Source organism: Methylobacterium sp. 17Sr1-1 (genome assembly GCF_003173775.1).
In the GTDB taxonomy this organism is placed as follows: domain Bacteria; phylum Pseudomonadota; class Alphaproteobacteria; order Rhizobiales; family Beijerinckiaceae; genus Methylobacterium.
The window spans coordinates 3,235,594-3,249,652 of sequence record NZ_CP029552.1 but is presented as its reverse complement, the minus strand read 5'-3'; the positions used below and the strand labels follow the sequence as shown (position 1 = coordinate 3,249,652).

Annotated in this window: 13 protein-coding genes; 8 read left to right on the top strand and 5 right to left on the bottom strand. The window is 73.4% G+C overall.

What is annotated here, in order from left to right; all coding sequences use genetic code 11:
* Positions 1-131: 131 nt before the first annotated feature.
* The 3 genes from DK412_RS14625 to DK412_RS14615 form a co-directional block, all read right to left on the bottom strand.
* A complete protein-coding gene (locus DK412_RS14625) occupies positions 132-1,250 on the bottom strand; it encodes an aminotransferase class V-fold PLP-dependent enzyme (protein WP_109972528.1) in 1,119 nt (372 codons plus the stop codon).
* A gap of 299 nt (positions 1,251-1,549) precedes the next feature.
* The gene (locus tag DK412_RS14620; RefSeq protein ID WP_109972527.1) at positions 1,550-2,677 is read right to left on the bottom strand and encodes a D-alanine--D-alanine ligase family protein; all 1,128 of its coding nucleotides are present in this window, start codon (positions 2,675-2,677) and stop codon (positions 1,550-1,552) included.
* A gap of 96 nt (positions 2,678-2,773) precedes the next feature.
* Positions 2,774-3,676: a LysR family transcriptional regulator gene (locus DK412_RS14615; protein WP_204165569.1), complete on the bottom strand. Its 903-nt coding sequence runs from the start codon at positions 3,674-3,676 to the stop codon at positions 2,774-2,776.
* 223 nt (positions 3,677-3,899) lie between these two features.
* Between DK412_RS14615 and DK412_RS14610 the strand changes: the two genes are divergently transcribed.
* The 3 genes from DK412_RS14610 to DK412_RS14600 all read left to right on the top strand — a co-directional run bounded on the left by DK412_RS14610 (position 3,900) and on the right by DK412_RS14600 (position 8,609).
* A complete protein-coding gene (locus DK412_RS14610) occupies positions 3,900-5,186 on the top strand; it encodes an allantoate amidohydrolase (protein ID WP_109972525.1) in 1,287 nt (428 codons plus the stop codon).
* A 39-nt stretch (positions 5,187-5,225) separates the two neighbouring features.
* Positions 5,226-5,639, top strand: a complete 414-nt coding sequence (locus tag DK412_RS14605) for a DUF3830 family protein (protein ID WP_048450618.1) — start codon at positions 5,226-5,228, stop codon at positions 5,637-5,639.
* Positions 5,640-5,777: 138 nt separating this feature from the next.
* The gene (locus DK412_RS14600; protein WP_109972524.1) at positions 5,778-8,609 is read left to right on the top strand and encodes an ATP-binding protein; all 2,832 of its coding nucleotides are present in this window, start codon (positions 5,778-5,780) and stop codon (positions 8,607-8,609) included.
* Between the two features lie 117 nt (positions 8,610-8,726).
* Here the strand turns inward: DK412_RS14600 and DK412_RS14595 are convergent, their stop codons facing one another.
* Positions 8,727-9,638: a 3-keto-5-aminohexanoate cleavage protein gene (locus DK412_RS14595; RefSeq protein WP_109972523.1), complete on the bottom strand. Its 912-nt coding sequence runs from the start codon at positions 9,636-9,638 to the stop codon at positions 8,727-8,729.
* A gap of 110 nt (positions 9,639-9,748) precedes the next feature.
* Between DK412_RS14595 and DK412_RS14590 the strand changes: the two genes are divergently transcribed.
* Both DK412_RS14590 and DK412_RS14585 read left to right on the top strand, forming a co-directional pair.
* Positions 9,749-10,729, top strand: coding sequence for an acetamidase/formamidase family protein (locus tag DK412_RS14590; RefSeq protein WP_109972522.1), 981 nt, complete (start codon positions 9,749-9,751; stop codon positions 10,727-10,729).
* A 4-nt stretch (positions 10,730-10,733) separates the two neighbouring features.
* Positions 10,734-11,375 (top strand): flavin reductase family protein, encoded by a 642-nt coding sequence (locus tag DK412_RS14585; protein ID WP_109972521.1) that lies wholly within the window; start codon positions 10,734-10,736, stop codon positions 11,373-11,375.
* On the opposite strand, the gene DK412_RS14580 is transcribed toward DK412_RS14585, so the two are convergent.
* Positions 11,365-12,036 (bottom strand): RraA family protein, encoded by a 672-nt coding sequence (locus DK412_RS14580; RefSeq protein WP_109972520.1) that lies wholly within the window; start codon positions 12,034-12,036, stop codon positions 11,365-11,367. The two genes, DK412_RS14585 and DK412_RS14580, sit on opposite strands and share 11 nt — an antisense overlap.
* A gap of 161 nt (positions 12,037-12,197) precedes the next feature.
* On the opposite strand from DK412_RS14580, the gene DK412_RS14575 reads away from it, so the two are divergent.
* The 3 genes from DK412_RS14575 to DK412_RS14565 all read left to right on the top strand — a co-directional run bounded on the left by DK412_RS14575 (position 12,198) and on the right by DK412_RS14565 (position 14,040).
* Positions 12,198-13,016 carry an SDR family NAD(P)-dependent oxidoreductase gene (locus DK412_RS14575; RefSeq protein ID WP_109972519.1) on the top strand — a complete coding sequence of 273 codons (819 nt, stop codon included), beginning with the start codon at positions 12,198-12,200 and terminating at the stop codon, positions 13,014-13,016.
* On the top strand, positions 13,013-13,792 hold the full coding sequence (locus DK412_RS14570; protein WP_109972518.1) for a fumarylacetoacetate hydrolase family protein: 780 nt from the start codon (positions 13,013-13,015) through the stop codon (positions 13,790-13,792). The genes DK412_RS14575 and DK412_RS14570 overlap by 4 nt, the downstream gene beginning before the upstream one ends.
* Before the next feature lie 62 nt (positions 13,793-13,854).
* Positions 13,855-14,040 (top strand): hypothetical protein, encoded by a 186-nt coding sequence (locus tag DK412_RS14565; protein ID WP_109972517.1) that lies wholly within the window; start codon positions 13,855-13,857, stop codon positions 14,038-14,040.
* Positions 14,041-14,059 lie beyond the last annotated feature (19 nt).

Here is a 14,059-nt window from a genome sequence, read left to right as displayed (position 1 = left end):
CGCCATCTCCAAGGCCATGTCGAAGACCGGGCATCCGGCTTCCGGCCCGGCCGTCGCGTCGTGTCGACTGCTGCACCGGGTGACTCGTGCCCGTTCGACAGATCGGACGGCCGGTGAAGGTCGGGCGGGCTCTACAAGGCGTGGCGCAGTGCCTCGACGCAGCGCTTCACGTCACCCTCGTCGGCCCAGACATGCGGGCTGAGGCGCAGGGCCCCGGATCGTTCGCTCGCGAAGATGCCCGCCTGCCGCAGCCGATCCGCCAGGCCCGGTGGCAGGCCGCCCGCCGCGCGGAGGCCGAGGATGTTCGGCGAGCGGAGGTGCCTCGCCGCCGCGGAGACGCCGAGCCCGACGACGCCCTCGGCCAGCTGATCGGTGAGGCGTCGCAACCGGGTCGCCACCGCCGACACGTCCCAGGACAGGACCAGTTCGAGCCCGGTCGCCGCCATCGGCAGCAGGATCGGATCGTTCAACTCGCCCCGGTCGTAGCGCCGGGCACCCGCCGCGGACGGGCGGTTGCCGATGTTGTCCTCGATCGGTGTGCCGCCCTGCCGATGCGGTGCGGCATACAGGAAGGCGAGCCCGTAGGGACCGAGCGCCCACTTGTAGGTCGGGAAGGCCAGGAAGTCGGGGCGCCAGCGGCCCACGTCGACCGCCAGGGCTCCCGCCGCCTGGGTCGCGTCGATCACCAATGCGACACCCGCGGCGTGGACGGCTGGTGCGAGCCGATCGAGGTCGATCAGCCCGCCGTCGGTCCAATGGAGCGGCGTCAGGGTCGCGACCGCGACGGGCGGTGCCCCGGGGCGTCCGATCGCCGCGAGCAGCGCCGCCGTCCAGTCGCCGTCCCCGGGGCGCGGCACCTCCTCGACGATCAAGCCCCTGGCCGTGGCGAGCCGGTCGAAGGCGTAGCGCAGCGACGGGAACTCGTCGGCGACGCGCAGCACGCGCCCGCCCGGCGCGACGACCAGGTTCGCGGCGGCGGTGGCCATCGCGTGGCTGACGGACCCCATGATGGCCACATCGTCCGTGGCCGCGCCGATGAGCCGGGCCGCCGCCCTCCGCGCCCGCTCGGCCTGGGCCGGCACCGCCTCGCGCGGGTGCTCCCAGGGCCGGGCCTTCACCAGCAAGCCCGCTTCCCCTGCCTCGCGCACGGCCCGTGGCAGCGGCGACCACGCTGCCGCGTCGAGGTAGCTGACGTCGTCCGGGACCTCGAACAGGTGCCTCTGGCAGGGCAGGCGGTCGGTCGCGTCCATGCTAGCGCACCTGTGTCCGCGCTCCCGGATAGGGGCGCGGGCCGCGCATGGTCGTCGAACGGAGGAGGGCGACCGGGGCCGTCGCGATCCTGCCGCGACGAGGCCCGGAGCGGTTCATGATCTCGCCGGAGGCCTCCGGTCCACCCGCGACGCTCCACGAGCGGGCAGAGGCGGCTTGCGCCCGTTGCACCACGATCCTGGAGAGCTTCACGATCGCGTTGCCATCGCGAAGCTCTCTAGATCTTTGATTTTGCAGCATTTTCTTCGCCCGACCGGCGTCCGCCTGGTCGGAAAATGCTCTAGCCCTCGAACTCCCGCGTCAACCCCCGCCGGGTCCGGTGCCGCTCCAGCGCCAGTTCCACGAGCCGCGTCAGCAGCTCCGGATAGGGCACGCCGGAGGCCTCCATCATCTGCGGGTACATGCTGATCGAGGTGAAGCCCGGCAGGGTGTTGACCTCGTTGAGGTAGAAATCACCCGTCTGCCGGTCGAGGAAGAAGTCGACGCGGGCCATGCCGCTGCATTCGAGCGCCTCGAAGGCCTGGAGCGCCAGCGCGCGCACCCGCTCCATCTGCGCCGGCGTGATCTTGGCCGGGAGATCCACGCTGGCACCCTCGGGGTCGAGGTACTTGGCGGCGTAGGAGTAGAAATCGTGGTGGGGTTGCGGGTTCAGCTCGCTCGCGACGCTGACGAAGGGCGGGTCGCCGTCGAGCACCGCCACCTCGACCTCGCGGGCGTCGATGCCCTGCTCGACCAGCACCTTGACGTCGTACCGGAAGGCGTCGGCCAGCGCCGCGGGCAGGTCGTTCCAGTCCTTGACCTTATGGATGCCGACGCTGGAGCCCATGTTGCAGGGCTTGACGAAGACCGGCAGCGTCAGGGTCGCGGCGATGTCGTCGTGGGAGACCGCGCCGCGCTCCCAGGCGCGGCGGGTGAAGGCGCGGTAGGGCGCGATCGGGATGCCGGCGAGGCCGGCCAGCCGCTTGGTGACGTCCTTGTCCATGCCGACCGCCGAGGCCATCACGCCCGAGCCGACATAGGCCGTCTCGGTCAGCTCCAGCAGGCCCTGCAGGGTCCCGTCCTCGCAGAGCGGCCCGTGCAGGACCGGAAACACCACGTCGATCTCGGCGCGCGCCGGCGCGCCGTCGAGGGCGACCACGGCGGCGCGCCCGCCGGCTCCTTCGCCGATTCCCGGCGCCAGCCGCACCTCGGGGCTCTCCGGCGGAATCGCCAGGCTCTCGTCGCCGGTCTGGGTGATGCGGCGCAGGTCGTGGCGCTGCCACCGCCCGGCCTTGTCGATGCTGACCGGGATCACCTCGAAGCGATCGCGGTCGAGGTGGCGGATCACCGAAGCGGCGGAGCGCAGCGAGACCTCGTGCTCGCCGGATCTGCCGCCGTACAGGACGGCGACGCGGGTCTTCTCGGTCATGCGCGAACCCTCGATCACCTGGAATCCAATGAACCCTGCCGCGCCTGAGCCCTGCGCGGCGGCCCTGATTATCGCCGGATGAAGATTTCAGAAACCCTACGGGGCGGCCGAGCCCTCCGAGGAGGCGCCGAGTTCGTCGCGCATCAGCCCCAGAAAGTTCTCCGTCACGGCGCCGGCCGGGGCGCGATAGAGGGCGCAGACATCGGCGACCGGGGCCGGGCCGGAGAGCGGACGGTAGGCGATATCCGGCCGCTTCAGGGCGCCGATCGAGTCCGGCACCAGGGCGACGCCGAGCCCCGCCGCGACGAGGTTCACGAGCGAGGCCGATTCGACCACCTGCTGCATGATCCGCGGCGCGAAGCCGGCCGCGAGGCAGGCCTCGCGCAGGGAGGTGGCGAAGCGCGAATCGCGCAGGCGCAGCGAGACGAAGGGCTCGTCGGCGAGGTCGCTCAAGGCGAGTGCGGCGCGCTCCGCCAGCGGGTGGCCTGCCGGCAGGGCGACGCCGACCGCCTCGGGCCAGGCCCGCACCACCCGCAGGGTCGGATCGTCCGGCGGCGCGCGCAGGAAGCAGAGATCGGTGCGGCGGGCGTGCAACGCCGCCGGCTGCTCGCCCGGCGGCATCTCGTGCAGGCGCACCAACACGTCGGGATAGCGCACGCCGAAGCACCGGATCAGCCGCCCGAGGGGGCCGGCCAGGATCGAGCCGGTGAGGCCGAGATCGAGGGTGCCGGTACGCCCGGCGCCGACGGCCCGGGCCTCGTCGCAGGCCTCCTCGACCTCCGCCAGGATGCGCCGCGCCCGGGCGAGGAAGGCGGTGCCGGCGGGGGTGAGCGCCACGCTGCGGCTGGTGCGCCAGAGGAGGGCGGTGCCCAGCTCCGCCTCGAGGTCGCGGATCTGCTGGCTCAGCGGCGGCTGCGAGACGCCCAGGCGCTCCGCCGCCGCGGTGAAGCTCAGGGAATCCGCCACCGCCGCGAAGTAGCGCAGGTGCCGCAAGTCCACGATCGGTCGGCCGGATCCAGACGAAAGACGACTGGACCATACGCAACGGAATATTGGACGTCCAGCGCCGCCGGCCGCAAGGGTGAGCCGCTGCTCCCGGTCTCGACCGGCGCGGCTCCCATCCAAGGCGCCTACGCCGACCAAGGGGCGGCTGGACAGCTCTCCGCCACGGCCATACCCCAGGGCCATCGAAAGCCCTAGGCATCGATCGGACCCCACCGCCATGCCGCACGACCGGCCGCACGACCAGACATCTCCCGGCCAAACGTCCCTCGGTGCCGCCGTGATGGCGCGCCTCGACGACCTCGCGCGCTTCAGCGCCGACGCGGACGGGCTCACCCGCCTCTACCTCACCCCCGCCCACGCGGCGGCCGCCCGGCAGGTGGCGGCCTGGATGGAGGAGGCCGGGATGACTACCCGGCTCGACGCCGCCGCGACCGTGGTCGGCCGCTACGAGGCGGCGGTGCCGGGCGCCCCGACCCTGCTCCTCGGCTCGCACATCGACACCGTGCGCCATGCCGGCCGCTACGACGGCAATCTCGGGGTCGTGATGGCGATCGCCGCCGTGCAGGAGCTGCACCGGCTCGGCGAGCGGCTGCCCTTCGCGGTCGAGGTGCTGGCCTTCGGCGACGAGGAGGGGGTGCGCTTCCCCGTCACCCTCACCGGCTCGCGGGGTCTCGCCGGGCTCGTCTCGCCCGACGCCCTCGATGCGCGCGACCGCGACGGGGTGAGCCTGGCGCAGGCGCTCCGCGAATTCGGCGGCGATCCGGACGGCGTGGCGGGCCTCGCCCGCGATCCGGCGTCGGTGCTCGGCTACCTCGAGGTCCATATCGAGCAGGGCCCGGTCCTGGAGGAGGCGGACTTAGCCGTCGGCATCGTCACGGCGATCGCCGGGGCGAGCCGCCTCGTGGTCACGGTCGAGGGCCGGGCGGGCCATGCCGGTACGGTGCCGATGGCCTTGCGCCACGATTCCCTGGCGGCGGCGGCCGAGATGGTGCTGGCGATCGAGGCCGAGGCGAAGGGCACCCCCGACCTCGTCGCCACGGTGGGCCAGATCGAGGTGCCGCGGGGCGCCGTCAACGTCATCCCGGCGCTCACCCGGTTCAGCCTCGACCTGCGCAGCCCGAGCGACGCCGTGCGCCACGCGGCCCTCGCGCGCCTCTCCGCCGCCTTCGCGGCCATCGCCGAGCGCCGCGGCGTCGCGGTGAGCGCGCAAGGCAGCTACGACGAGCCCGCCGCTTCCTGCGCGCCCGGGCTGATGGCGGCCCTCGCCGAGGGCATCGCGCGCCTCGGCCTTCGCCCCCTGCACCTGCCGAGCGGGGCCGGCCATGACGGCCTGGCGCTCGCCGGCCTGTGCCCGATCGGCATGATCTTCGTGCGCTGCGCCGGCGGGCTCAGCCACTCCCCGGCGGAATCCGTCACCGCGGCCGATGTCGACGTGGCGACGCGCCTGCTCGTCGACGTGCTGCGCGGCTTGCAACCGGACTCCCTGGCCCGACCCTCGCTTTAGGGACCGGTCCGCTTCTCGACACCCACCAGGAGACATCCCGTGAAGGAACTGAAGATCAAGGCCGGCCCGTTCGATCTCGTCGGCCGGCTCGAGCTCGAGAAGGCGCCCCAGACCTGCGCCGCCTTCCTCAAGGCGCTGCCCTTCGTCAGTGAGGTGATCCACGTGCGCTGGAGCGGCGAGGGCGTGTGGATGCCCCTCGGCGACCTCGATTTCGGCGTCGGCTACGAGAATCACACCAGCTACCCGGCCCCGGGACAGATGATCCTCTATCCGGGCGGCATCAGCGAGACCGAGATCCTGCTCGCCTATGGCGGCGTGCACTTCGCCAGCAAGGTCGGGCAGCTCGCCGGCAACCACTTCCTGACCATCACCACCGGCATCGAGCACGTCTACGACCTCGGCCGCATGACGCTGTTGAAGGGCGCCCAGCCGATCCGCTTCGAGGCGATGTAGCTCCCTTACCGCCACGCTTGTCCTCACAAGATCCACTTGCGGCGGGGCTTTCCGCCCCGTACGCCTGACGGACGGCCCGCCCGGTCGGGCCGTCCGCGACTCCCGGAGGGGGCGCGCGGGGCGCGGGGCGCGTGTGAGATGAACCTGAAACGGTCCTACCGCTCTCTCGTGGGCGGCGTCTGGGCGGGCGTGCTGACGACCTGCCTCGGCCTCGCCACGGTCACGGTCTGGACCGACACGCGCGACTACGAGCGCACGATCCGCGACGCGCAGAGCACCGCCGAGGCGGTGGTGCAGGCGCTGGGCCAGGAGGCGAACCGCCTCGTCTCCTCCGTCGACATGCTGCTCAGCGCCGCCGCCGCCCGGGTCGACGCGCACACCTTCGGGGCGAGCCAGAACTACACCCGCCAGCTCCTCTCCGGCCTGATGGCCCACATCCCGGCGGTGATGGCCGTGCGGGTGCTCGACGGCAGCACCGACGGCGTGCTGTTCGCGCAGGGCGGGGCGGAGGCCGAGGGCCGCGCCACGGACGCCGAGCTCGTCCGCGCCGCCCTGTCGGTCGGCCAGTCCGAGCTCGCGGTCGGCTCGCCGACCCGGGTCGGGCCGGCCGATTCCTGGTTCGTCAGCGTCGCCCGCCTGGTGGTGCCGCGCCCGGGCGAGACGCCGCTCGTGGCGGTGGCCGACCTCTCGCTCTCCGAGCTGCAGCGGCTCTACGGCCGGCTCGATCTCGGGCCCAACGGCGCCATCGGGCTCCTGCGCAGCGACGGCGTGATCCTGGTGCGCCACCCCTACGTGCCCGACAAGGTCGGCCGCAGCGTCGCCGGCGGCACCCTGATGCGGGCCGCCGCCAGCGCCGCCGGCGGCACCTTCGGGGGCAACGCCTCGCCAATCGACGGCGTGCCGCGCTACGGCAGCTTCCAGCGCGTCGCCGGCGCGCCGCTCCTCGTCACCACCGGCGTCGCGAAGGACGAGACCCTGGCGGCCTGGCGCGAGGGCGTGCAGCAGGATGCCGCGGTGGTGCTCGGGATCAGCACCGTGCTGGTCGGCCTCGGCTTCGGGCTGACCCGGGCCCTGATGCGCCACCGCGACCTCGAGGCGGAGGCGCGGCGCGCTGCCGGCATGCTCTCGGCCGGCGAGGCGCGCTACCGGCTGCTCGCCGAGAACACCAGCGAGCTGATCGTGCTCGCCCACGACGACGGCCGGCGCAGCTACGTCTCGCCGGCGGTGCGGCGCCTTCTCGGCTACACGCCGGAGGAGGCGGCGGCGATGCGCCTGCGCGACTGCGTCCACCGCGAGGACCTGGCCCTGCTGGTGACCCAGGCCCGCCGCCTCGCCGCCGGCGAGACGCAGGTGAGCGTCGTCTGCCGCGCCCGCCACCGCACCGGGTCCTGGGTCTGGGTCGAGGGGGCGTTCCGGCGCATCCCGGGCGCGGCGCCGGGCGAGCCCGCCATCATCGCGACCTTCCGGGACGTCGGCGAGCGCCAGCGCCACGCCCGCGCCCTGGAGGAGGCGCGGATCACCGCCGAGCGGGCGAGCCAAGCCAAGACCGACTTCCTGGCCTCGATGAGCCACGAGATCCGCACGCCGCTGAACGGCGTCATCGGCTACGCCGACCTCCTGCTCGCCGACCGCACCCTGCCGGGCCGGCACCGGCGCTACCTCGACCGGATCGCCTCGGCGGGCGGGGCGCTGCTCACCGTCGTCGACGACATCCTCGACTTCTCGCGCATCGAGGCCGGCGGCATCGCGCTCGCCGAGGTGCCGTTCGCGCCGGCCGCCCTCGTCGACAACGCCGCCTCGATCGTGCGCGGCCTGTCCGAGCCCAAGGGCCTCGCCCTCGACGTCACCCTCGGGGAGACGGTGCCGGACTGGGTCCGGGGCGATCCCGACCGCCTGCGCCAGATCCTGCTCAACCTGCTCAACAACGCCGTCAAGTTCACCCCCGCCGGCCGGGTCGCGCTGCGGGTCGAGGCCGAGGGCGAGGGCCTGCGCTTCTCCGTGTCCGATACCGGCATCGGCATCGCCCCTGAGCAGCACGGCCGCCTGTTCCAGCGCTTCAGCCAGGTCGACGGCTCGATCCGCCGGCAATACGGCGGCAGCGGCTTAGGGTTGGCCATCTGCAAGGGCCTCGTCGAGCTGATGGGCGGCACGATCGGCCTCGAGAGCCGGCCGGGCGCCGGCTCGACCTTCTGGTTCCGGGTACCGCTGCCGGCCTGTCCGGCGCCGGCGGCGGAGGCCGCGGAGGGGCATCCCGCCCCGGTGCGCCCGGCCCGCCTGCTGCTGGTCGAGGACGTGCCGATCAACCAGGACCTCGCCCGGGCGGTGCTCGAATCCGAGGGCCACAGCGTCGACGTCGCGGGCGACGGCGCGGCGGCGATCGAGGCGGTGCGGGCGAAACCCTACGACCTCGTGCTGATGGACGTGCAGATGCCGGGCATGGACGGGATCACCGCCACCCGCACCATCCGGAGCCTGCCCGGCCCCACCGGCACCGTGCCGATCGTCGCGATGACCGCGAACGTGCTGCCGGCCCAGCTCGAGACCTTCCGGGCCGCCGGGATGGACGGCCATGTCGGCAAGCCGTTCAAGCGCGCCGAGCTCGCCGCCGCCATCGCCCGCCACCGCGCCGATGCCGGCCCCGCGCCGCTGCCGGCGCTGATCGACTTCGAGGCCTTCGCGGCGGCCCGCACCCTGATGGGGCCGGAGCGGATCGACGGCCTGCTCGGGATGCTGGCGGCGGAACTGGAGCAGCGCTTCCGCGCCCGCAGCGGCGACCGCGCCGGCCTCGCCCGCGACGCCCACGCGATGATCGCCGCCGCGGGGCTCCTCGGCTTCACCGGCCTGTCCGATCTCTGCCGCGAGATCGAGGGCGCCTGCCTCGCCGGCGCCGACCTGCCGGAGCTCCAGCGCCGGATCGAGGCGGCGCGGGCGGCGGCTTTGGAGCAGATCGAGACGTTGCGGGCGGCGTAGCGGCCGGGACCGTGACGGTTCTCGATAGGCGCAAGGCGTCCTCACCCTCCGCGTCATCCCGGGTTCCGCTGTCGCGGCCCCGGGATGACGCGGAGGGGATGTCGACGTGAGGGCCAGTCACGCGTGAGCGTCCTGCCTGGCCGCCCCATCCCGCACCGCCAGCTCCCGCCGTACCGCCGCGGCATCGGCCACCCGCCCCCCGGCCGCCTCGATCGCCCGCCGCGCCGCCTCGACCCAGGCCCGGTTGCCTCTCTCGCTTCCCCACGGCGCGTCCTCCAGCCCGACCCGGACGTGACCGCCGCGCACCACCGCCGCCGGCACCAGCGGCAGGATGTCGACGCCGAGGCCCGCCACCATCCAGGGCGCGCCCGGCGCGCATTCGGCCAGCAGCGCCAGATGCGCGGCGAGATAGGCCTCCCGCGGCGGAAACCCCCAGGCGAACTCGTCGGAGAACATGAAACGGTAGACCGGCATCGGCGGGCGCGGCTCCAGCGCCGCGAGGGCCGCGCCCAGCCGCGTGAAGCCCGGCTCGTAGATGGCGTAGCCCGGACGGATCCGGTGGGTGCGGGCGATGCGCAGGCCATCGCGGATATCGGCCATCGGGTTCTGGTAGAGGAAGCCGCTCGCCTCGGCCGAGACCTCGTCGTAGCGCAGGAAGGTGGTGGAGCCCGGATCGCACACCGCCCACTCGATCAGGCCGCGCCGGGCCAGCTCCTCGGTATGGGCGTAGCGCTTCGCCGCGCTCGCCGCGTAATCCGAGCCGGCGAGCGGGATCGTCGGGTAGACGATCACGTCGGCCTTCGCGCGGATGCCCTCGATGATGCGGGCATAGGTCTCCCAGGCGTCGTTCTGGCGCCCGGTCTCGGGGTCGTAGGCGTGGACGTGGACGATCGCCGCCCCGGCCTCGGCGGCGGCGAGCCCGTCGGCCACCACCTCCTCGACCGTGATCGGGATGCCGGGCTGGCGCTCGCGCCCCCACGGCCCGTTCAGGGCCGCCTCGATCCAGATCTCCGCCGTGATCTCCGCCATGACCGGCCTCCCTCGCATTTTGCCGGCATCGTGCGCCGGACGCGGGCCGCTGTCTCCCGTGGCGGCTCGGCTCTTGCAGGACGTGATGAGCGAACATCCCGGGAGGATCCATGCCGACGCACCACGAGATTCCCGCCACGCCCGACACGATGGTGCTGGGCTACTTCGACGCCGCCCTGCCGCCGGTGCTGACGGTGGAATCCGGGGACACCGTCACGCTGCACTCCCATCCGGCCGGCGGGCGGTCCTCGCTCCACCCCGATCCCGCCCGCCACCCGGCCGATTACCTCGCCGCCCTCGACGCGCTCTCGCCGGGCCTCGGCCCGCACTTCGTCACCGGGCCGGTCCATGTCCGCGGTGCGATGCCGGGCGACGTGCTGCAGGTCGACATCCTCGACCTCACGTTCCGGATGGATTGGGGGTTCGTCGCGATCCTGCCGCTCCTCGGCACCCTGCCGGACGAGTTCGACACGTCCGAGACCATCCACCCGGACATCGACGTCGGCCGTGGCGTCGCCGTGCTGCCCTGGGGCACGGAGCTGCCGCTCGACCCGTTCTTCGGCATCCTCGCCACCTCGCCGCCGCCGGCCTGGGGCAAGGTCACCTCGCCGGTGCCGCGCCGCTTCGGCGGCAACATGGACAACAAGGAGCTGAAGGCCGGCACCACCCTCTACCTGCCGGTCCTCGCCGAGGGCGCGGGCTTCTACGCCGGCGACGGCCACGGCGTGCAGGGCGACGGCGAGGTCTGCATCACCGCGCTCGAGACCGGGCTCACCGGCACGTTCCGGCTCACGCTCCGCAAGGACCTCGCCCACGACTGGCCCTTCGCCGAGACGCCGACCGACCTGATGTCCATCGGCCTGCACGAGAGCCTCGACGAGGCGATGCGCCAGGCGGTGCGCGAGATGATCCGCCACGTCTGCGCCCGCACGCACCTCACCCGCAACCAGGCCTACATGCTGTGCTCGCTCGCCGGGAACCTGCGCATCACCCAGACGGTGGACGGCAACAAGGGCGTGCACATGCTGCTGCCGAAAAGCGCCTTGCCCGAGAGCCCCTTGCCGAACGGCGCGAATCCCGGGACGCTGTGAGCGCATGGACCTCCGCTTCGACGACCTCCCGCCCCGCGACCGCTACCGCCTGCTCACTGCCCTGGTGACGCCGCGGCCGATCGCCCTCGTGACCACGCGCTCGGGCGACGGCACCGACAACGCGGCACCGATCAGCTTCTTCCAGGTGCTCGCCGAGGAGCCGCCGATCGTGTGCTTGAGCTTCAACCTGCGCTCCGACGGCACCCTGAAGGACACCCCCCGCAACATCGCCGAGACGGGCGAGTTCGTGGTCAACCTCGTCGACGAGGCGATGGTGCCGGCGATGAACGTCTGCGGCGCCGAGTTCCCGCACGGGGAGAGCGAGATCCCGGCGGCGGGGCTGACGCTCATGCCCTGCACCGGCGTCGGGCCGGGGCGGATCGCCGAGGCGCCGGCGAGCCTCGGCTGCCGCACCCACACGGTGATCGACCTCTCGCCCGAGCGCCGGATCGTGCTCGGGCAGGTGGTGTCGCTGCACGCCCGCGACGACCTCTTCACCCCGGACGGGCGCCACCTGCGCCAAAACGCCTTCCTGCCGGTGGGCCGGCTCTACGGCGACCTCTACGCCCGCACCGGGGACCGCTTCGCGGTGCCCCGGGTCACGCCGGAAGAAGCCATGGCGAAGGGATCCCGCCTCAGCCCCTGACCGCGTCCGGCACGCCGAACACCGCCAGCGTGGTCTCCCCGGCCGAGAGCCGCTTCTCCCAGCCGATCTCGGCCTGGGCCCGCTCCTCGGCCTTGGCGATCAAGTCTTCTGCCGCCTCGCGCGGGATCACCACGACGCCGTCGTCGTCGCCGAGGATCAGGTCGCGAGGGCGCACCGGGGCGCCGCCGATCGTGACCGGGGCATCGACCGTGCCACCGTCCTTCGAGGCCGGGCCGCGCGCCGTGACATGGCGGGTGAACACCGCGAAGTCGCTCCAGCCGCCGAGGATGCCGGTGTCGCGCACCGCCCCGTCGGCGACGAGCCCGACGATGCCCTTGCGCCGGGCCGCGGTGGAGAGAAGGTCGCCGATCATCGCGACGTCGCTGCGCCCGCCGGCATCGATCACCACCACGTCGCCGGCCTCCGCCACCGCGATCGCGTGGTGGACGGCGCCGTAATCCTTCGGATCGCAGGACGCGGTGACGGCGCTGCCGAGAAGGCTCGGACCGCCGGCGATGCGCCGCAGCGGCCGGATCGCCGGATCGACCTGGGTGCGGCCCTCCAGCAGATCGACCACCACCGCCACCGGCACGGCGGCGAACCGCTTGATCAGGTCGGCGGACAGGCGGGGCGGGGTCTCGGCGATGATGCGGGTCGGCATGGCGTCTCCTCGTCGTCCGGCCGTCTTCGCTTTGCGGCCGGTCGCCGATCTCTATAGGCTGCCGGGCAGCGCGCCGACAGGCGCGGAACAAGCAAGAATCCAAGGCGCCGACAGGCGCGAGGACAACATGGCCCCCTCAGGGAGCCGCAAGGGAGGACGACATGGCGGAGGGCGGAAGCGCCCCGGGCTCGCGGCGGCTCGAGGGCAAGGTGGCTCTGCTGTTCGGCGCCGGCTCGGCGGGGCCGGGCTGGGGCAACGGCAAGGCCGCGGCGGTGACCTTCGCGCGCCACGGCGCCCGGGTGGTCTGCGTCGACGTACGGCGCGAGGCGGCCGAAGAAACCGCCGAGATCATCCGGCGCGAGGACGGCGCCGCCACGGCCGCCGCCTGCGATGCCACCAATTCGGAGGCGGTCGCTGCCCTCGTCGCCGAGGTGATGGCGGCGCAAGGGCGCATCGACGTGCTGCACAACAATGTCGGCTACGCCCAGATGGGCGGCCCGGTCGAATTGAGCGAGGCCGACTGGCACCGCACCCTCGACCTCAACCTGACCACCTGCTTTCTCACCTGCAAGCACGTGCTGCCGCACATGCTGGCGCAGCGCGCCGGCAGCATCGTCAACATCTCGTCGGCGGCGGCGATCCGCTACACCGGCTACCCTTATGCCGCCTACTACGCCGCCAAGGCCGCGGTGAACAACTTCACGCTCGGCCTGGCGCTGCAATACGCGAAGGACGGGATCCGGGTGAACGCGATCATGCCCGGGCTGATGAACACACCGCTGATCCACCAGCAGATCTCCGGCCAGTACCAGGATCCGGAGGCGATGGTGCGCGCCCGCGACGCCGCCTGCCCGATGGGCCGGATGGGCACCGCCTGGGACGTCGCCAACGCGGCGCTCTTCCTGGCCTCCGACGAGGCCGCCTACATCACCGGCGTGGCGCTGCCCGTCGATGGCGGCCTGACCGGGAGGGTGGCGTGACGCGTCAGGCCGCCTCGGACCTGCTCTGGCGCCACTGGCGCGAGGGCCGGCTGCTGGCCGCGATCCCGCCGGACCTCGCGCCGGCCGACCGCGGGGAGGCGTACCGGATCCAGGCGCTGCTGGAGCCGCGCAGTGCTCACGCCCTCTACGGCTGGAAGATCGCCGCGACGAGCCTCGCCGGCCAGCGCCATATCGGCGCCGACGGGCCTCTCGCCGGGCGGCTGCTGGCCGAGCAGGTCCTGAGCGCGGATGCCGTGGTGCCGCTCACCGGCAACCAGATGCGGGTGGCCGAGCCCGAGGTGGCGTTCCGGATCGGAGCCGACCTGCCGCCGCGGCCCGAGCCCTACACCGTCGACGAGGTGATGGCGGCGGTGGCCGACGCCCACCCGGCGATCGAGTTCCCGGATTCGCGGCTGGAGGCCTTCGAGCGGGCAGGGGAGGCGGCCCTGATCGCTGACAATGCCTGCGCCCACCTCTTCGTCCTCGGCCCCCCGGCGCGCGAGGGCTGGCGCACCCTCGACCTCGCCGCCATGCCGACGCGGATCGGTGCCGAGGGGCGGGCGCCCCACGAGGGCCGCGGCGGCAACGCCCTCGACGACCCGCGCCTCGCGCTGACCTGGCTCGCCAATGCCTTGTCGGGGCAGGGCATCACCCTGCGCGCGGGCGAGGTCGTCACCACCGGCACCACCGCGGTGCCGCTGCCGGTCGAGGCGGGGGACGTGGTGCGGGCGGAGCTCGGGGGGCTCGGCGAGCTGACGGTGCGGGTCGGGGCGTAGCCGCCGGTGCGCGGGGTTGCACGGGGCTGCAACCTTGGATCGATGGCACTCGGCGGTCGACGATGTCGGCGCCGTCCCGCGCCTTCGTGCTCGCGCCGAACGGGTCCTGGGGCTCCGCCAATGCAGGGACCGATCCGCTCCCGGCACTCCTCGCCGAGTGCCGCGCCAACGACCCGGCCCGCCGCCCCTATGCCGTCGACGGCGACGTCGTCTGGACGGCGCCGAAGGCGGGCGGGCCCCCGCAATGAGAAAGGGGGATGCGGGCCT